Annotated in this window: 24 protein-coding genes; 12 read left to right on the top strand and 12 right to left on the bottom strand. The window is 40.9% G+C overall.

Annotated features, from left to right (window positions below):
- Positions 1 to 6: 6 nt before the first annotated feature.
- Together KFQ09_RS05520 and KFQ09_RS05515 are read left to right on the top strand one after the other, a co-directional pair.
- Entirely contained in the window at positions 7 to 555 is a 549-nt protein-coding gene (locus KFQ09_RS05520) for a thioredoxin family protein (protein WP_116307659.1), read from the top strand.
- Between the two features lie 338 nt (positions 556 to 893).
- The gene (locus KFQ09_RS05515; protein WP_007496690.1) at positions 894 to 1,361 is read left to right on the top strand and encodes a thiol-disulfide oxidoreductase DCC family protein; all 468 of its coding nucleotides are present in this window, start codon (positions 894 to 896) and stop codon (positions 1,359 to 1,361) included.
- A 35-nt stretch (positions 1,362 to 1,396) separates the two neighbouring features.
- On the opposite strand, the gene KFQ09_RS05510 is transcribed toward KFQ09_RS05515, so the two are convergent.
- A complete protein-coding gene (locus KFQ09_RS05510; RefSeq protein ID WP_035391280.1) occupies positions 1,397 to 2,653 on the bottom strand; it encodes a transcriptional regulator in 1,257 nt (418 codons plus the stop codon).
- A 270-nt stretch (positions 2,654 to 2,923) separates the two neighbouring features.
- Here KFQ09_RS05510 and KFQ09_RS05505 point away from each other — a divergent pair, with 270 nt between their 5' ends.
- A complete protein-coding gene (locus KFQ09_RS05505) occupies positions 2,924 to 3,511 on the top strand; it encodes a nitroreductase family protein (RefSeq protein ID WP_034646352.1) in 588 nt (195 codons plus the stop codon).
- Between the two features lie 36 nt (positions 3,512 to 3,547).
- Here the strand turns inward: KFQ09_RS05505 and KFQ09_RS05500 are convergent, their stop codons facing one another.
- From KFQ09_RS05500 to KFQ09_RS05490, 3 genes are all read right to left on the bottom strand, one after another.
- Positions 3,548 to 3,703, bottom strand: a complete 156-nt coding sequence (locus KFQ09_RS05500; RefSeq protein ID WP_255836080.1) for a YfhD family protein — start codon at positions 3,701 to 3,703, stop codon at positions 3,548 to 3,550.
- A 61-nt stretch (positions 3,704 to 3,764) separates the two neighbouring features.
- Positions 3,765 to 3,875, bottom strand: a complete 111-nt coding sequence (locus KFQ09_RS05495) for a YfhE family protein (protein WP_017358836.1) — start codon at positions 3,873 to 3,875, stop codon at positions 3,765 to 3,767.
- Positions 3,876 to 3,927: 52 nt separating this feature from the next.
- Positions 3,928 to 4,824, bottom strand: coding sequence for a TIGR01777 family oxidoreductase (locus tag KFQ09_RS05490; protein ID WP_255836079.1), 897 nt, complete (start codon positions 4,822 to 4,824; stop codon positions 3,928 to 3,930).
- Between the two features lie 95 nt (positions 4,825 to 4,919).
- Between KFQ09_RS05490 and recX the strand changes: the two genes are divergently transcribed.
- Together recX and KFQ09_RS05480 are read left to right on the top strand one after the other, a co-directional pair.
- Positions 4,920 to 5,711 carry a recombination regulator RecX gene (recX, locus tag KFQ09_RS05485; RefSeq protein WP_017358838.1) on the top strand — a complete coding sequence of 264 codons (792 nt, stop codon included), beginning with the start codon at positions 4,920 to 4,922 and terminating at the stop codon, positions 5,709 to 5,711.
- A 3-nt stretch (positions 5,712 to 5,714) separates the two neighbouring features.
- Positions 5,715 to 6,029 (top strand): YfhH family protein, encoded by a 315-nt coding sequence (locus KFQ09_RS05480; protein WP_007496702.1) that lies wholly within the window; start codon positions 5,715 to 5,717, stop codon positions 6,027 to 6,029.
- Positions 6,030 to 6,091: 62 nt separating this feature from the next.
- Here the strand turns inward: KFQ09_RS05480 and KFQ09_RS05475 are convergent, their stop codons facing one another.
- Together KFQ09_RS05475 and KFQ09_RS05470 are read right to left on the bottom strand one after the other, a co-directional pair.
- On the bottom strand, positions 6,092 to 6,265 hold the full coding sequence (locus KFQ09_RS05475; RefSeq protein WP_003217811.1) for a YpzG family protein: 174 nt from the start codon (positions 6,263 to 6,265) through the stop codon (positions 6,092 to 6,094).
- Between the two features lie 25 nt (positions 6,266 to 6,290).
- Positions 6,291 to 6,440, bottom strand: coding sequence for a small, acid-soluble spore protein K (locus KFQ09_RS05470; RefSeq protein ID WP_003217849.1), 150 nt, complete (start codon positions 6,438 to 6,440; stop codon positions 6,291 to 6,293).
- Positions 6,441 to 6,556: 116 nt separating this feature from the next.
- On the opposite strand from KFQ09_RS05470, the gene KFQ09_RS05465 reads away from it, so the two are divergent.
- The 3 genes from KFQ09_RS05465 (at position 6,557) to KFQ09_RS05455 (ending at position 10,796) form a co-directional block, all read left to right on the top strand.
- Positions 6,557 to 6,829 (top strand): YfhJ family protein, encoded by a 273-nt coding sequence (locus KFQ09_RS05465; protein ID WP_017358840.1) that lies wholly within the window; start codon positions 6,557 to 6,559, stop codon positions 6,827 to 6,829.
- Between the two features lie 301 nt (positions 6,830 to 7,130).
- On the top strand, positions 7,131 to 8,114 hold the full coding sequence (locus KFQ09_RS05460; protein ID WP_008341983.1) for a glycosyltransferase family 2 protein: 984 nt from the start codon (positions 7,131 to 7,133) through the stop codon (positions 8,112 to 8,114).
- A gap of 87 nt (positions 8,115 to 8,201) precedes the next feature.
- Entirely contained in the window at positions 8,202 to 10,796 is a 2,595-nt protein-coding gene (locus tag KFQ09_RS05455) for a YfhO family protein (RefSeq protein WP_255836078.1), read from the top strand.
- Between the two features lie 23 nt (positions 10,797 to 10,819).
- On the opposite strand, the gene KFQ09_RS05450 is transcribed toward KFQ09_RS05455, so the two are convergent.
- Complete coding sequence (locus KFQ09_RS05450) at positions 10,820 to 11,953, bottom strand: FAD-dependent oxidoreductase (protein WP_110487604.1); 1,134 nt, start codon at positions 11,951 to 11,953, stop codon at positions 10,820 to 10,822.
- Between the two features lie 206 nt (positions 11,954 to 12,159).
- On the opposite strand from KFQ09_RS05450, the gene KFQ09_RS05445 reads away from it, so the two are divergent.
- The gene (locus KFQ09_RS05445; RefSeq protein WP_025206969.1) at positions 12,160 to 12,627 is read left to right on the top strand and encodes a DinB family protein; all 468 of its coding nucleotides are present in this window, start codon (positions 12,160 to 12,162) and stop codon (positions 12,625 to 12,627) included.
- Between the two features lie 4 nt (positions 12,628 to 12,631).
- Here KFQ09_RS05445 and KFQ09_RS05440 read toward each other — a convergent pair whose 3' ends face one another.
- The 3 genes from KFQ09_RS05440 to KFQ09_RS05430 form a co-directional block, all read right to left on the bottom strand.
- Positions 12,632 to 13,054, bottom strand: coding sequence for a regulatory YrvL family protein (locus tag KFQ09_RS05440; RefSeq protein WP_110487603.1), 423 nt, complete (start codon positions 13,052 to 13,054; stop codon positions 12,632 to 12,634).
- Between the two features lie 67 nt (positions 13,055 to 13,121).
- Positions 13,122 to 14,285: an oxalate decarboxylase family bicupin gene (locus tag KFQ09_RS05435; RefSeq protein WP_017358845.1), complete on the bottom strand. Its 1,164-nt coding sequence runs from the start codon at positions 14,283 to 14,285 to the stop codon at positions 13,122 to 13,124.
- Between the two features lie 94 nt (positions 14,286 to 14,379).
- On the bottom strand, positions 14,380 to 14,544 hold the full coding sequence (locus tag KFQ09_RS05430; protein ID WP_003217819.1) for a YvrJ family protein: 165 nt from the start codon (positions 14,542 to 14,544) through the stop codon (positions 14,380 to 14,382).
- 166 nt (positions 14,545 to 14,710) lie between these two features.
- On the opposite strand from KFQ09_RS05430, the gene KFQ09_RS05425 reads away from it, so the two are divergent.
- Positions 14,711 to 15,313, top strand: a complete 603-nt coding sequence (locus KFQ09_RS05425; RefSeq protein ID WP_110487602.1) for a sigma-70 family RNA polymerase sigma factor — start codon at positions 14,711 to 14,713, stop codon at positions 15,311 to 15,313.
- Entirely contained in the window at positions 15,261 to 15,482 is a 222-nt protein-coding gene (rsoA, locus tag KFQ09_RS05420) for a sigma-O factor regulator RsoA (protein WP_148666208.1), read from the top strand. Before KFQ09_RS05425 ends, rsoA begins: the two co-directional genes overlap by 53 nt.
- A gap of 18 nt (positions 15,483 to 15,500) precedes the next feature.
- On the opposite strand, the gene KFQ09_RS05415 is transcribed toward rsoA, so the two are convergent.
- Entirely contained in the window at positions 15,501 to 16,481 is a 981-nt protein-coding gene (locus KFQ09_RS05415) for a metal-dependent hydrolase (RefSeq protein ID WP_008341965.1), read from the bottom strand.
- A gap of 191 nt (positions 16,482 to 16,672) precedes the next feature.
- Between KFQ09_RS05415 and mutY the strand changes: the two genes are divergently transcribed.
- Positions 16,673 to 17,773 (top strand): A/G-specific adenine glycosylase, encoded by a 1,101-nt coding sequence (gene mutY / locus KFQ09_RS05410; protein ID WP_224559682.1) that lies wholly within the window; start codon positions 16,673 to 16,675, stop codon positions 17,771 to 17,773.
- Here mutY and KFQ09_RS05405 read toward each other — a convergent pair.
- Positions 17,760 to 17,984, bottom strand: coding sequence for a hypothetical protein (locus KFQ09_RS05405; protein ID WP_008341962.1), 225 nt, complete (start codon positions 17,982 to 17,984; stop codon positions 17,760 to 17,762). The genes mutY and KFQ09_RS05405 overlap by 14 nt on opposite strands.
- Positions 17,985 to 18,048: the final 64 nt, after the last annotated feature.

Raw genomic sequence — 18,048 nt, 5'->3', positions numbered from 1 at the left:
GTTCACATGACACTAAATGAATGGTTTACAAAGGGATTAGCTGAACGTACATATGTACACAACATGGAGAAAAACCGTGAAAACTTACTCACGGTGTACAACCAGTACGCAATTCATCAAAAGGAAAAAGAGCTGCTTCAAAAACTTCAAAAGAAAAAGCTCAGAGCGCTTGTGATCACGGCAGATTGGTGCGGTGATGCGATGGTCAATGTACCTATTTTCATGCGTATTGCAAATGAAGCACTGATTGATGCGCGCTATTTCATTCGGGACGAGCACCTAGACCTGATGGATCAGTATTTAACGAACGGGACCGCAAGATCGATTCCGATTATCGTCATTATTGATCAGGACGGGAAAGAAGTGGGGAAATGGGGACCTCGCTCAGCAGAAGCTCAGTGCTTTGTCGACGAGAAAAAGCCGGATAAAGATGCACCTGATTTTGAGGAAGCATTTAAAGTGTTTGCGAAAGAAGCCGCACATCACTATACGACAGATCGTTACTTATGGAAAGATATTGAGAAAGAAATAGTAGAAGTTTTGGCAAAAATATAAACCAAAAGACTACTTCGCCGCAATGGGAAGTAGTCTTTTTTTATCTTGTTTTTGCGTTTCACCTACAAAACACCGCATAAAGATGTAGAAAAACCGCAGAATTCTATCAAATACCGCAGAAAACCGCAAAGCATCACGATTTTCCCAACCACTTTTAGTTGAAAAACCTCATATATGCCATGAAATCAGCTATTTTGCCCTTATCTAAAGGCTCATATAACGCACGTTGGATGGCTTTTTCCCAATACAAGAGGCCCAGCAACTATAGTAATCTAGTTGTAATCTCCTTTGAACGAACTAAAAAAAATAAATGAAGGAAAAGGGCTGGCGATCAATTTATGAAAAAAATCATCTATCTCGATCAAGAAAAAAAGAAGCTCGCTGAATCAAAGAAAAGAGAACAGCGTTCCATCAAATCACTCAGACTGCTTGTGTTTTATGACGGACAAAGTCCTTCATGTGCAAAAGCAATTGACCTGTTGAAATCACTCGATTGGAAAAACCGAATTCATTTTGAATCATTTAGACACTCACAGCTGCTGAGACTGAATAAAATTAGTGAAGAGAAAGCAGAGAAACGAATCGTGTCTATTTCCTTAGCAAAAAATCAAAAAAACTCAGGGATTTATACGTGGCTGAGAATGGCTTGTCACATCCCTGCATTATGGGGAACGGTCCCATTCATTGTACTCAGCATTTGGCTTGGCTTTGGGCAGCATGCTTACGATTATTTTGCGAGAAAACGGTACATTCATTCTGTCGAACAAGTCACCCGTCCCGATACAGATCAACAAAAGACCATCTAATCATAGAAAAAGCATGACCTTCGATCGGCAGAAGGTCATGCTTTTTTGTAATATGGGATAAATGATGCTAAGTGATCAAGCAGCTTCGTTGTGTAAGACATATATGCACGCTTATCAAGCTCAGAAGCCGCATAGGAAAGTAAGGTTCTAAGAGCAAACAAGTACTCATTGTGGAGCTGATTGTGTTCAAAGTAAGGAATCGCTGCTTCTACTAAATAAGTTTTCAAATCATGAGGATTCTCTTCAATCATCAATTTATAGATTTTAATCATATATAAACAGTTTGGTTGAATACGAGGCTGTTTGAGCAGCTCGTGTATGTATGGAAGCGCCTTTTTGCGATCATATTCCGCATACAATGTCGCGATTTCATAAAGCGTTTCACAGTAACGATCTTCTATCTGTTCTTGATTAAAATAATTGAGTGAATCTAGTAAATAAGGCACAGCGGATGAGAAATCTCCTTGGCGTTTTAAGAGAACCCCGTAATAAAAATAAGCTGTCATCTTAATATAAGCATCAGGGTGAAGCGACGTGTGTAAAATCACTTCTTTTAAATATCTTTTAGCTGTTTGAAAGGCCTTTAATTCCAGTGAGATGACCCCATGAATGAGTGTACAATGAATGACCCGCTTGAAATTATTTTTTTGTCTATACAAATCCATTGCTTGATGTGTGGCCTCAAGCGCATCACCGAGATGCCCCATAGCTCCAAGTGCTTTTGCATAGTGATAATACAGGTCACTCTGTTCAACAGAAGCGTAAGAAAAGCAGCTTTCAAGTCTTTTCAATCCTTCTTCGAGCTGACCGATTTTAATCTGGTGGATGCCATCTAGATATTCAAACGTTTCTTTTTCTGTGTCAATAAAGGTTTTTTCAAACTTTTTAAGCACGCGGTGTGTTTTTAAGGCAAGCTGTTGTTTTTCTGTTAATAAATAAAATTGAAATAAGGACAAATGATACTGAATCCCTAAATCTAGCGAAAAGAACTGTTCCTCGTGATGAATGATCATTTCTGCATTTTGCTCTGCTTGATCGAGCGCATAGAAATACATGTTCATTTGAAACTCATCGAGCAATGACAGCAGGTGACGCGCCTTTTGCGACAGCGTTTCTTGACTAATTCCAAGCCGTTCAAGCAAAAGATTGATCGTATCTTGATTGGCCTCTTTTGAGCCATTTTCAATTTTACTTAAATGAGAGACAGAACAAATTCCTTCTGCCAACTCCGATTGGGTCATATTTTGTTTATAACGATAGAGTTTGATGATTTGCCCAATATTGATTTTCATTCCATCCAGAAGCCTCCCTTCCAATCATGGGTTGAAAGCTTTTTGAAAAAATAGCCGCATGAGACAAAGTGGAAATACCTGAAATCATTTCATCATCTTGGCTTTTTTCTCAAAATTTGTTTAAAACGTAATATGATTGTAACATTACTTGAAAAAGTCAAACAACTTTTTAGCAGAGAGGTGAGGTCCTATTTGCAAACAACACATGATCATGTTTATAATGTGAATGAGAATCAATTTCAATTAAGGTTGATTGAAAGGATGACATATATGCCAGAAACAAAACAACAAACAGAAGCGTTAACGGTTCGAGACGCTGTCAGATATAGACGATCGATTCGAAAATTTAAAGAAACGCCGGTGAGCATTGAACAGCTTCAGCCATTATTAGAGGACGCAGTCTATGCACCCAATCATAAAATCACGGAACCTTGGCGTTTTTTATATGCAGTGACGGATGAAGCAAAAGAGGTATTTGTGGAGCGGTTTATTGCTTTCTTTAAACGCAACAATCCAGACGCAAAAGAAGAAAAGATCAATCAGTACAGAGATTATTTTTCTAAAGTACCAGCACTTTTACTTGTTGTTCTAAAAGAAGACGAAAATCCAGTTGTGAGAAATGATGATTTTGCCGCTGTGAGTGCGCTCATTCAAAACTTCCAGCTGCTGGCTTGGGATCAAGGAGTCGGTATGGTATGGAAGAGCGGCCGTATTTTATACGACAAAGGGTTTCAACAGGATATGGGATTAAAGGAAAACGAACGCTTTGCAGCGATTCTTCACATCGGTTATCCAGAAGAGGTGCCTGAGGAAAAGTCACGTCAGAAGGCATCAAGCCTGCTAACTGAAATCAAATAAAAACAGACCTTATCAAAAGGTCTGCTTTTTTTTCACTTATTGTTTTTTAGCACGCTGATCGGCTGCTATCATACGTGCCATCGCTTTTACGTCATTCGGATCTGCAAGTTCTTTGGAAAATTCAACATATTCGCCATCCGTCTCTTGTGCCGCAAGCTGGTGGTTGGATTTTTTGTGTTGGTCTTTTTTCAAAGCTTTTCCCTCCTTTACAAGATCACTTTAGTTATGTGCTTGTAAAAGAGGAATATCCGTTTTATTTGTTTCTTTTTTCTGCTGCTCTTTCCGCTTTTTTGAATTCCTGCTGATACAGAACTTCCTGGGTTTTCTTCAGTTTTGAAGTCGGCTGGTGTTCTTTTTTCTTCATCAAAATCGCCCCCTCATCTCATTTTTAATAGGATGGGTGTTTTTGACAACATTTATTCCTCTGAATGCAAAATCGCTTCTTTTAGCTCAGAGTGTAAAAACTCATAAGAAGACAGCAGTGCCTTTTTCGGCAGAGCACGTTGGCCTTCTAATACAAGCAATGACATGTCGCCAAGTGCGGTTTTGATGACAAAGGACGGCACCTTCAGCCAGTGAGGGCGATGAAGGACAGATGCAATGGTTTGCCCCAGCTGCTTCATTTGAACAGGATTTGGAGACGTGACATTGAGTGGACCTGATATGTGTTCATGGTGAATGGCATACGCAATGAGATGTGCTACATCTTCCACGTGAACCCATGATACCCATTGCGAGCCAGAGCCAATTGTTCCACCGGCAAACAGCTTGTATGGCAAGGTCATAAGAGGAAGTGTGCCTTTCTCTCCTAGCACTACCCCAAAGCGTGTATAAACCGTGCGAATACCGAGCGCCTCAATTTTTTGCCCTTCAGCTTCCCAAAGCTTTGACGTATGACTTAAAAAGTCTGTATCGGCTGGAGGGGCCTCCTCCGTAAAATCCTCTGTCTTAGAAGTGCCATAGATACCGACAGCACTTGCTTGAATGAGCACAGATGGTTTCGATTCCTGCGCTTCTATAATGCGTCTCACTTCTTGTGTGGATTGAAGACGACTGGAGAGAATGCCTTTTTTTGCTTTGTCCGTCCAGCGTGTGAAAATGGATTTTCCAGCAAGGTTAATCCATACATCAATCGCAGGCAATTCATGTTCAGGCTTAGCACCTTCTGTCAGCCACTGCACATAGTGTAAATGATTTTGTTCGGATTCCTTTGGATTTCTTGTTAAAATATATAGATGATGTCCTTCAGCTGCGAGCACCTTTGTGACATGCTGGCCGATAAACCCGGTTCCTCCGGTAATGGCGATATTCAATTGACATCTTCTCCTCTCATATACATACCTATATCTTTCACGATTTTGAATCAGAAGAAACATCCTGACTGTTTGAAAAAAGGAGTGATCACAGGATGCCCTATATTACGAAAATCTCTGCTCAGAAAAACAATACAGAACGCGTGAACATCTTTCTTGATGAAAAATACGCTTTTAGCGTTGATCTAGATGTGCTCGTCCAGCATGATTTGAAAAAGGGAAAAGAGCTGGATGAAGCCGATATCATAGAGATTCAATTCGGTGATGCAGTAAAAAAAGGATTTCAGCAGGCCGTCGATTATTTATCGTATCGGATGAGATCAGTGAAAGAAGTCACCGATTATTTGACGAAAAAAGACATACCAGCACCTGCTATTAGTGAAATTATACACAAATTAAAACATTATAAGTATGTAAATGATCTTGAATTTGCAGAAGCGTATGTAAGCACCCACCGAAAAACGAATAGCAAAGGCCCGTCAGTGCTAAAAAAAGAGTTAAAGCTGAAAGGCATAGACGATGACACCATCGAACAAGCACTATCGCAATATCCGAATGATTTGCAGCTAGAGGAAGCAGTGAAACAAGTGCTAAAGCTGGTTAAGAAAGAGAAAAACCGGTCCGCAAAAGAAATTGAACAGCGTATCAAATTGCAGCTTCAGCGAAAAGGATTTTCTTTTGATATCATTGATAAAGCCCTTCAAGAAGCCTATGATGGACAAGAAGAGGAAAAGGAAGAAGAAGCCCTTCACTATATGCTTGAGAAGGCAAAACGCAAGGTAGGATATGACGGATCATTTGAGAAAAAAATGAAAGTGAAGCAATTCCTTTACCGAAAAGGATTTGATCTTGATACAATTGATCACGTTTTAGACAAAGGGGAATGACAGATGGAAAAACGCTATAGTGAAATGACAGAATACGAATTAAAGCAGGAGATTGCCGCTCTTTCTGAAAAAGCAAGAAAGGCTGAGCAGCTAGGCATTGTGAATGAATATGCCGTGTTGGAGCGGAAAATTGACATGGCGAAAGCCTATTTATTAGATCCAGCTACTATTCAGACGAAAACGACCTATCACATCAAAGATACAGACGAGCAGTTTTATGTGGAGTATTTAAATGGGGTTTTTGCTTGGGGCTACAGAGTATCAGCGCCAAATAAAGAAGATGCCCTGCCGATTTCAATGCTTACGCAAAAGGACTGATAGATAGCCATTTGCTGAGGTAAGAAGAAAAAGGACTGATCCCTAGAGATCAGTCCTTTTCTTTACTTCGAACGTTGTTTACGGACGTTGTTCTGAAGTACGATGTCGTGCTGCGTTTGCTGCGTTTCTCCGTTGACCTGAGAGGCAGAATGTTTAGCATTCGCCCATGGTTGAGGGTAAGCGGTTGTTCTTAATTGAACAAAGTCTTCCATATACGATTTCCCATTTGAACTCATATCTCAAGCACTCCCTTTGGAAAAATTAGCGTTTCCCTGATGCCCTCATACGTTCCTGTGGACGTGTATTCGTCTCACCGTTCGGCCTTTTAGACGCATAAGCATCTGTGGCCCCTGGTTCGCCTTCAAACTTGTGATTCACTTGATTTGGAAAGCCCTTTGCTTTATTACGCATACTGATTCCCTCCAAACAATACAAATCATTTGCGTCTTTTGAAGACGTAAGGGTAGTATATGAAAAAAGAGATTTTTTTAAAAAGGCACTTTCTGCTAGATGAAGGAGGAACCAGTATGGAACAATATTTTGAGCGATTAACCGAACAACTAATGGAAAAAAACAATATGCTCACATATGAAGAAGCACGTACATGGGTAGAGCTCCTTTGGAGTGATTTTGAAACAACCTATGCAAAGGCTGGCCGCAAGTATAAAGGACAAGAAACGACTGAACGGATTGTCCAAGAATGGATCGAAAGCTATGGTGCTCAGCTGCATTTATTTCAAAATAAACAATCGAAGGCAAATGAGCATTTGCAACAAAACAACAAAGGGCTGCTTCATTAAAAGGGTTGCCCTTTTCACTTCCACTCATCTTTTTCAACAAACAGGAAAATATATAAATGACCAAACAATTTTATGAAACAATACCCAGTCTGTGATCAAAATTACAGGCTTTTTACAATGGATAAACTTAAAATTACATTAAATTCATGTTGGTGAAAATCACTGGAAATAAAACTCTGATATAATGTAACGATTAAGGATACATGAAATTTATGGATAATAAAAAAGGGTTTCGTTTTCTGACAAAAAAGGAATAATGAACATAACAGACTATGTGAAAAAAGTGAAGAGAAGGTGCGATATGGAACGGGAACTGCTCTCTGTTATAATTCCTTCTTACAATGAAGGTGAAAACATCAGACGAATCTTTGAGGCACTCGAGGAAGAGTTTCGCGATTTTCATTATGACTTTGAAATCATCTTTGTGAATGATGGAAGCAAAGACAATACGCTTCAATACATGAGAGAGCTCTCTCACAAAAGTGCAAAAGTCAAATACATTTCCTTTTCTCGTAACTTTGGGAAAGAAGCCGCAATTTTAGCAGGTCTTGAGCATGCAAAAGGGGAAGCTGCGATCATTATGGACGCCGACCTGCAGCACCCAACGTATTTGATTCAGGATTTTGTTAGAGGCTACGAAGAAGGTTATCATCAAGTCATTGCCAAACGAAACCGTAAAGGGGACAGCAAGCTTCGTTCTTACCTATCATCGATGTATTATAAAGTGATGAACAAGGTGGTCGAAGTGGACTTGCGTGATGGTGTAGGAGATTTCCGTTTAATTTCCCGTCAAGCGATCGACGCATTGCTTCAGCTGAAAGAGGGAAATCGTTTTTCAAAAGGCCTTTTTTGCTGGATTGGCTTTGAAGAAAAGGTCATCTATTATGAAAATGTGGAAAGACAGCATGGTGATACAAAATGGTCACTAAAGAAATTATTTAACTACGGGATTGATGGTGTCATTTCCTTTAACAACCGCCCGCTGCGTATTTGTTTTTATACGGGTATTTTGATCTTATTTCTCTCTTTGATTTACATCGTGGCGACCTTTATTCAAATCGTCAGAACGGGCATCATGGTACCGGGTTATTTCACTTTAATCTCAGCTGTGCTTTTCCTCGGTGGTGTCCAGCTCTTGAGTCTAGGTGTGATCGGAGAATACATTGGCCGGATTTACTATGAAACGAAAAAGAGGCCGCATTACTTAATTCAAGAATCAAATGTCATGGAACAAGAGACAAGCTCAAAAGAACAAGACCGAGTGTTAACGCAGTTATTTAAATAACGTGGAGTCAAATAACCGGCAAGCACGAATCGCTTGCTGGGTTGTTTTGTTTCAATGAACAGTGGATCTTTTGGAGAAAGGATTTAGATGATGAAACGTAGATGGATACTCATTGGAATGTGCCTCATTCTTGCTTTATTAGGCCACTCCTTTTTCTTATATGAATATACGCAAGGCCGATATATGACAGGAGATGGGGATGGCATTTCGCAAATGCTCCCGTTTAAAAAGCTGCTGTATGACGAATACATCAAAGGAAACTTCTTTTATTCCTATCAATTTGGCCTAGGCGGCGGTACATATACGCAATTAGGTTATTATTTTACAACGTCGATGGTCTTTATGGTCACAGTCGCTGTTGTCTGGCTATTAAATGCGCTTCACCTTATACAGTCAACAGACATTCACTTTTGGGCAAATGCAGTTATCTGGCTGAGTGTGATCAAGCTGACAGTCATTCTGTTCATCGCATATCGTGTGCTCCTTTCGATTGTGCAGCATAGGCTGGGGGCGCTGACAGGTGCCGGTATTTACGGACTGTCTATTGTGTACTTTCGGCATCAAACGTTTTGGGAGTTTTTCACCGACAGCATGATGTGGCTTCCGCTGCTTGTGCTTGGGGTTGAACGTATTTTCAAAACAGGCAAGCCAGCATGGTTTATTGCGGCTTGCAGTCTCATGCTGATCAATAACTTTTACTTTGCTTACATTCACTTTATCTTTTTAGCCATTTATCTCGTCTTCAGATATATGATTAAGCTTCAAAGCGAGGAGCGAGGCTGGAAGGTGTTCTGGACCCTTGCGATCTCTACGTTGTTATCGTTTGGGATCAGTGCTGCCTTTTTTATCCCGTCTGTTTACGGCTTTCTCAATAATGTAAGACCGCCGTATGAACAGGCAATTCCTTGGTTCGAGCTGCATGATCATCTGCTGTTTACAAGCAGGGTGTATTTATTGCCGGTCATCTTTCTGATTTGTCTGTTTCTCGTTCCGCTATACCGGAACAGATGGTTTTTCATGTTCACATCGATCAGTGTTCTGCTGATCATTTTTCACTACAGTCCAAAGATGGCGAGCGTGTTTAATGGTTTTTCTGCACCGCAGTACAGATTTGAATACATTCTTGCTTTTACAGTCGGAGCAGTCGTAGCCATCACCATCAAGCATTTCTCGCAAATGGAGTGGAAGTGGAAAAAACGTGCGGTTTTAGGCGCTTGGATTGTATTCCTTCTCGCAGTCGCCCTTTCAGAACGAGCAAAGGGAAATATGGATGTTGTTGTATTTACCGGAATAGGACTACTTGTGATCAGCTTGTTCTTCCTCTCGATACATGCGGGGAAACGTCTGCACCTTCGTCTCTTTTCAGCTGTGCTCATCGTTGTGAGCTTACTGACAGCAGGCGTGTATCAGCAGGGCTACTTATTTGAAAGAAGCAATATTAAGAGCGTATCAGATACGTATCTGAATAGTGAGGCGTATGCTGGACATGAGCAAATGAAGCTCATTCAGCAGATTCAAAGCCGCTCAAAAGAAGATCCGCTTGCCCGGATTGATTGGATGAACGGCGTGCGCAACAACACCCCGTTATTTGAAGGCTTTCAAGGCATGAGTGCGTATTCAAGTATATTGAATCAGCATCTGCTCCATTTCTACTGGAATGACCTGCAAATTGATATGGGACGGGAAAGTGTCAGCCGGTATGCAACAATGGGGGACAGGGCGAATTTATACAGTCTGACCTACGGGAAGTATTATATGAGAGACAAATCGATGTCTTTCTCACCGCCGGTTTATTTTAAGCCAATATTGGAAAGCGAACATTATGAAGTGTATGAAAATACACGCCCGCTCCCATTTGCAAGAACAACGAGTACCGTCTATTCAGAAAAGTCACTAGAGCATGCGTCAGCACTTGATAAAGAACATGCGATGTTGCAAGGTGTGATCTTAAACAAAAAAGGAAATGCTGAAATCGACCAATCGCCTGATCGAATAAAGGATACAAACATTCATACTGAACAAGCGGTATACGAAAATGGCGTGCTTGATGTATACGGGAAAACGGGCGGGCTGAATATCACCCTTCCAGATGATATCGCTCGCGTGGGGGATGTGTATGTGAGCTTTTATGTGAAGCGGACCGACCGTAACGAGGGATTTCAGTTATCTGTGGACGACTACGTCACATCACGTAAAAGCAATACGTCTATCTACAAAACAGGTGTTAATGACGTGACGATTCGAGTCCCAGCTGAAAAAATCCTTTCCATTCGAGTGCCAAAAGGGACGTATGAGCTGAGTCAATTAAAGCTGTATCATGAGCCTTACCGCACCCTTGCGCGGGCATATGAAAAAGAAAAACAGGATGATGGCAGCCAGCAAGTAAAGCTTAAAAATAACCGCTTTACGATTTCTTATGAGAACAAGCGCGGCGATGATTATATGATTCTGCCTGTTCCATATGAAAAAGGCTGGGAGCTCACGGTGAACGGCCATCAAACCGATATTGAACAAGCCAATTATGCGTTTATCGGTTTTCCAATAGAAAAAGGCAAAAACGAGATCGTGCTAACCTACTATCCGCCTTATATCAGAATTCTCGCATTGATTTCACTCGTCAGTTTGATCGTTGCGATTTTATATGCACGGAGAAAAAACAAGAAACACCACTTTTCAGCATAAGTGGTGTTTTTTTATCTTTCATCTCATACGTAAGTTTCTTCATCCCATTCAATCGTGTATTCGTTCATTTTTTTATCAATATCGTTTTGAATACTCATGTGCTGAAATAGCGCATTCAATTCTTCTGTCCTCTTTCTTCGATCCTTTTCATAATAATAGAACGCATCTCGATAATCATGATCCCTTAGCATCTTTGCTATGAGCATGGCATCTTCTAGACTATACGATGCTCCTTGACCAACAAAAGGGTTCGCCGTATGTACCGCATCACCTACAAGAACAACACGTCCTTTTGACCACACAGGAAAATCCTTTATTTCATAGATACTTCTTGGAAAGAACATGTTTGTATGATCGATGATGTCAGAAAGGTGTTTAGGAATGTTCCAATGTTCCATTTGTTTATATAATAACTGTCGGATGGTTTCTTGATTGGCTTTCTCAAAATGTTTTGTAGGTAACTTCTCAGGACACTGAGAGAAAGCTTGCCATAAAATATTCATTTTATTTGTTGGATGCGCTTTCCCAAAAATGAATTGAAAGTTTCCGTCATTGTAAAAATAACTTGTTGCCTCATCCAATACAAAATCCTTCACAAACGATACTCCTTGTAGTCCCCAAAAACCGCTATAGTCTAATTTAGCATTAAACGCAATAGCCTCTCTTGTTTTAGAAAAAGTTCCATCTGCTCCTATTACGATATCACCTGTTATCACAGTTTCATCTTCAAAAAGAGCCTGAACGGAATGAGGCTGCTGTTTGATCGAGGTTAACTTTTTGTTGTATTTCACTTCTATTCCTTGGCGGTGAACTTCTTTTAAAAGTGATTTGATGATTTGGTCTCTCATGACGTTCAGTAAAGGGGCATCATAATATTTTTCACTATAATTGTGAAAGATCGCTTCTATTTCATTTTCACTGTTTATTTGCTGGATCTTCTTTATCACTGTTGCATTTGCTATCACTTCATTTTTACACCCGATTCCATCCAAAATCTTTACCCCATTCGGAGATAGTAAAAAACCTGCTCCTGTTTCTAATTCTTCATCTGACCTGCTTTCATAAATCGTACTTTCCATTCCAGCCTTTTTTAAAAATAAAGCAGTAGCCAATCCTGCTACACCACTGCCGATAATGATCACATTTTGAGATTTCATCATTTTTCCTCCCTTTTTATAAACAGACCGGTCGGTTTATTTTGGCGCAAAAAAATAAGCTTTTTCATATAGGACAGCGTATCACAATTCCCCCTTTTCATTTGGTAATTAAAGTATATGATAATATGTTATAAATGATTTAGCAAGAATGAAACTAACCAATTTCTGATCAACTTCTTTTAAAAACATGAAGGGGATAACAAAACATGAACAAAGACACCGTGATAAAACACTATGAACACACCCTTGAATGGGTACAGTCACTAACGGAAGTAACAGAAGAAGAATGGCGTAGCGCCATCGCTGATGGAAAGTGGAGCATTGCTGAGATTATCGCACATTTCGTTCCATGGGATGAATTTATTTTACACGATCGCCTAAAGGAATTTTGGAACAATAAAGCGTTACCTCAGGCACCTGATGTGCATGAAATGAATCAGCAGTCAGCCGAAAGAGCAAGAAAGGAAGAGAGAAGCGAGACGATCGGGCGATTTATTGCTGTTAGAACAAAATTGCTTCAAGAAATGAAGAAAATCGAAGCATCTCGCTGGGCTACACCCTTTCTGATCGGTCAAACCGAGCTGACGTTATCAAGTTATTTTCAAGGTTTGATTAAACATGATCTCCATCATATGGAGCAGGTCAAACAAGCGCTCTCTACAGAAAGACGATAGCGCCTCACGAAGCTTCCTTATCAAACGAAAACGACGCATAATCAAACAAAAAATGAAATAGCCAAAGACTTAGCGCAAAGAGAATTTCTTCAGAAGTAGTCAGCAAAATGCCGTCAACCAATTCATCTGATAAGTAGACAGCACCCCAAATAAACAAAAGGTGAAATAAAACGGTATAGAAAACGATGGATCGTTTTTTGGACCGACACTTACGAAGAAACCGCATGAGCACGTGTTCCAGATGTTCAAAAGAGATCCCGAGTACGACGTAGATGCCCATAAACAGTAGCAGCGATAAAACCGATTGGTAAAAAGCACCGGTCAAATGAAAGAACAGCACACAAAACAACAAAAATATGTAACAGATAACTGATATCGCCATCAGCCATTTCAGCCCTTGCCATAAAGCGTGAACAGATTGCTGCATGGGTAAACAACACTCCTTTACATGAAGATACCTGCAAAAAGGACAGCCTTTTTGCAGGAAGGTAGAATTAATCCTCTTTTTTAGGTGCAGCGATGACAGGATGTTTTTCAGTATCAAGCAATTTCAAGAATTCTTCACCTTGATCTAAATGATCCAAAACAAGCTGTTTCGGTGTGACCGCAAGCCACTGATTGAGTGAGATATCTGCATAATGATCACTCTTGAAGATTTCTAAGAAATAAAGCGGTTCGTCACCTGTATTTTCTACATAATGCCCCATCGCAAATGGCACATAGCCAACGTCTCCCGCCTGATAGTTGAAGGTTCTCGCATGTCCATCAGAAGCAAAGACCGTCATTCGTGCCTTTCCAGAAATGAAATATTGCCATTCATCCGTATTTGGATGCCAGTGCAGCTCACGAATGGCACCTGGATCAACTTTCACAAGAGCGGATGCAATCGTTTTAGACGCTTTGAAATTGGTAGAGTCCGCAATCCACACTTGTCCACCGCTTGACGTTATCGGCTCTTGCTTTAACAATTCATATTTAAAAGAATTTGGGACTTCCCCTTGCTCTGTTTGCACCTTGTCACATTCAAGGGAACCAGGAATTCCTTTTTGGAAAATATACTTCTCTTTCTCTGGTAGCTTCTTAAATTGCTCCTTTGTCATTCCAAAGTTTTGGAGAACGACTTCCTCTGGGGTATGGGCAAGCCAATCAGTCACTTGGAACGTACTATTTTCAGAGAAAGATCCATCATCAAACACAAGCAAGAATTCAGCTCCCGGTTCAAGTGCTTGGATAGAGTGCGGCAAGCCAGAAGGGAAGTACCACAAATCACCCTCTGTCACATCCTCTGTAAAATTGCGCCCCTCTGCATCAACCGATGTAATTCGTGCTTCCCCATAAATCATGTACGCCCATTCCGCTTCCTTATGCCAGTGCAGCTCGCGAATCGCACCAGGCTTTAGCCGCATGTTCACAGAGGCAAGACTTTTAGAAATTGGCAGTTCACGCACCGTGACTTCTCTTGCATAACCACCTTTTTCTAAACGGTTGTGCGTATCAGAAAAAGAATATTTCATGTTGGGAACCGTTCCATGATCGGTTTCTGGTGGCGTGAGCATATCTGGGTTTTGTCTGTCTCGCTCGAGATTACGTGGAATTTTGACCGTTGCTCCTTTTTCTCCTCGAATCGGCTGTGGTACCCCATTTTGCTTTTCACTCATGTTAAAATCCCCTTTCAACATCGTATTGTGTGAGGTGACAAAAGGCCTTTCATTTCGCCCTCGCTTTCATAAGGTGAAACGAATCAAGAAGATGTCAATCTGATTCATCATTTTTTTGAACAGCGACCAATCGTTGGATGAGCTTACTTAATTCATCAAACTTTCGTTCAAAACGTGTCAGCAAATAAACCGTCAAAATGGCAGGAAAGCCAGCCTGACCGAGCTGCTTCAACCATTCCTCCGAAAAAAAGGTCTCCATTTGTCTCACCTCCCAGCGGATGCTCGTCTTCTCTATAAGTGGTATGAAAGAAGAAATAGGAAATTAAAGGGGGAGAAAATGAACCATTAGACCCGTTTCACAAAGTTTACTTTTTTTAACTTTTGTCCACTTAATGCAAGTAGAGAGAACAAAGGGGAGGATGCACATGGATTATCGGCTGTTATTGAAAGCAAAATGGAAAGAAATCGTTGACCACCCGCTCATTCAGCAATTTTTAAGCAATCCTAAAAACCAGCAGCTGCTCCGGCAAGTCATGGAAGAGCCAAACGAAGAAAATGCGAAAAAACTAGATTCCGAGTTCAAACAGTTTTATCAAAAAATCCGCATCATCAAGTATATTTCCACAATGATCCGCATCTTTTCAGTCGACTTTGACAAACGAGTAAAAAAGAAACAGCAGCGTTTTCCGCTCATACTTGATCATCCTGATACGCAAGAAGTGAAAGACCCTGTTCAAACCGATACGTATGAAGCCGTGCTCTTCAACCAGCAAGACTTAGGAGAGCACCTGCAAGATCAAAGATTGTACAAGGCCTACCAGCAGCTCACAGACAAACAAAAAATGGTCTTAACCCATATTTATGTTGAAGGTCAAACAATGAAAGAAATAGCCGACCGGCTAGGCGAAACGAGACAAAACATCTCAAACATCCACAAAAAAGCACTCAACAAACTAAAAGAAGAAACAGGGGGAGATGTCCGTGAACGAAGAAAAAATGACCAATGGAGAAATGGAAGAACTCATTGAAACCTTCACACCCATGATCAAAAAGAAACTACAAAACACGGCATATCAAGAAAGAGAAGACCTCGAACAAGAACTTTATATCAAACTCATCGAAAAAGTAGACTGGCTGATTTACCAAGAAGGACCTGGCTTTTGGGAGTTTATTGTGGAATATATGACGAAGATGTAAGCACAAAAAAAGACTCGCTCACACAGAGCCGAGTCTTAATTTTTTTTGCAGTTTTTCTTCACTGAAAATCCAGCCGGTATAGGAATTTTTGATTTGGTGGTCCATGTCGATATGGCAGATCGCGACGAAAGGATAGTGACCTTTGCTGCGGTAGCGCAAATCAATGAACCGTACCTCATAATGGTCCTTGTATTTATCCACTTCCCACCGGTAGACAGGGGAGAAGGAGAGAAAGGCTGAAATGTTTTCGTCTTGCTTGGCAATTTTCATAATCTCTGTATCAGGGACCGGCACACGGTTAAAGGTGTCTAAAATGATGATCTCACCATTCATACTGCGTCCAACATGGAAAGAGGATTTACATTTCACGGCAATGCGCCATTGTCTGAACTTCATTGTAGGCGAAATAATAATGTCTTCAATTTCATCGAATCGTGCACGCAGCTGACGTTTAATCTGAAGCTGCATGATGACCCTGACGATATAATAACAGAAAATCACGGCATACAGCGTAATAAACGTATAGCCGGGATGCCCGCCAATCGCCCAAACGACAATGGCGACAAGATGGGTAAAAAAGATAAACGGATCAAACGTGTTAATGATCCCAAGCGCTACCCATTTCTTTGAAAATGGACGAATGGCCTGTGTGCCGTATGCATTGAATATATCGACAAACACATGAAGCACGACGGCTAATAGTGTCCATAACCAAAGGTGAAGTAAATTCGCCCCCGGCACAAATGGGAAAATCACAGCAGGAATTAGCAATGACCAAAACAGTACAGCCGGAATGGAATGAGTAAATCCCCGGTGATTTCTTATATAAACTGCATTATTTTTTAGTTTTAGCACAGTATCAATGTCTGGTGCTTGGGAGCCGGCGATGGTCGCGATCATCACGGCGTGTGCCATGTGTGGATCTGCGCTGACGGCTGGATCTAAAAGCGCAAGTCCCCCAAGAGAAATGCCCATTACTACATGAGTACCAGTGTCCAATTGATTACCTCCTAGTTGTCATGCTTAGGAACAATCATACAAAGTATACGTTTCTCATCAAGACTATGTGCAAAATCACTTTTGCTTTATCCCGATTTAATGTAACATGTTAACGTATCTACAAACAGTATACAACAAATAAGGTTCTTTTCAGAACGTTAGCTCTCGGTTCGATAAGAAGGAGTATAGAGATGAAAGACATTCAAGAAAAGCTGGACCGCAAAGATATTGCGGGTTTTCAGCATGATTTAATCGATTGGTATGAAAAAGAACAACGAACACTTCCATGGCGTGAAAATCAAGATCCATACCGCGTCTGGGTATCAGAAGTGATGCTCCAGCAAACGAGAGTGGATACGGTCATTCCGTACTTCAATCGGTTTATGGAGCAATTCCCGACGGTGAAAGATCTCGCACTAGCTGATGAAGAAAAGGTCATGAAAGCATGGGAAGGTCTGGGCTACTACTCAAGAGTGCGTAATTTACAGGCAGCTGTGAAAGAAGTATATGAATCCTACGAGGGCGTTGTCCCTGATACGAAAGAACAATTTTCAAAGCTGAAAGGTGTAGGTCCGTATACGAGCGGCGCAGTGCTGAGTATCGCTTATAACAAGCCATACCCTGCGGTAGACGGCAACGTGATGAGGGTCATTTCCCGTATCTTGTCCATATGGGATGATATTGCAAAACCAAAAACGAGAAACATTTTCGAATTTGCGGTTGATCAGCTCATTTCCCGGGAAAAGCCGTCAGAATTCAATCAAGGGCTAATGGAGCTAGGTGCACTTATTTGCACCCCAACCTCTCCTGCATGCCTCATTTGTCCTGTAAACATGCATTGCTCAGCACTGGAGGAAGGCGTTCAGCATGAGCTGCCGGTGAAAAGTAAAAAGAAAAAGCCGACTGCGAAATCAATGGCAGCGGTGGTGTTATTTGATGATGCAGGCCACCTCTATATTCATAAGCGTCCAAGTACAGGTCTGCTTGCGAATTTATGGGAGTTCCCAAACATGGAAACAATGAAGGGAAGAAAAACGGAAAAAGAGCAGCTGATTGATTTCTTAAAAGAGGAAGCGGGTGTACAAGCAGAACTTGGTGATTTAGAAGGCACCATTCAACATGTATTTACCCACCTCATCTGGAATATTTCTGTTTTCTTTGGACGTGTGACCTCTGTATCTAATGACACGATGCTGAAAAAAGTCACAACAGAAGAATTTGAGGCATATGCTTTGCCAGTCTCACATCAAAAAATATGGAAGATGGCACTTGAACAGCCTAGTCATATTTAACCGTTGTACCATGGGTATAATCGGCTTCATTTCGGTGCAGACCCCCGCGGTTTTCAATTTCAGAAATGATTTCTCGATACTTAGATTGCCCTTCTTCGTTTAAATAAGGTAAAATTTGTTGGAAAGCATGATGAAAAAAAGCAAGCTCAGTATCTTTCCATTGATCCTTTGACATCATGCCAAGCTGGCTTAAATCGCGTCCGACATACATGAATGTAACCTCCTAATAGGAACTTTCCTATTAGTGTGAAGCGAATGGACGAAAACTATTCAAA

Source organism: Bacillus sp. FS02 (assembly GCF_024398395.1).
Lineage (GTDB): Bacteria > Bacillota > Bacilli > Bacillales > Bacillaceae > Bacillus > Bacillus altitudinis.
This window is presented reverse-complemented; position numbering and strand designations above follow the sequence as displayed.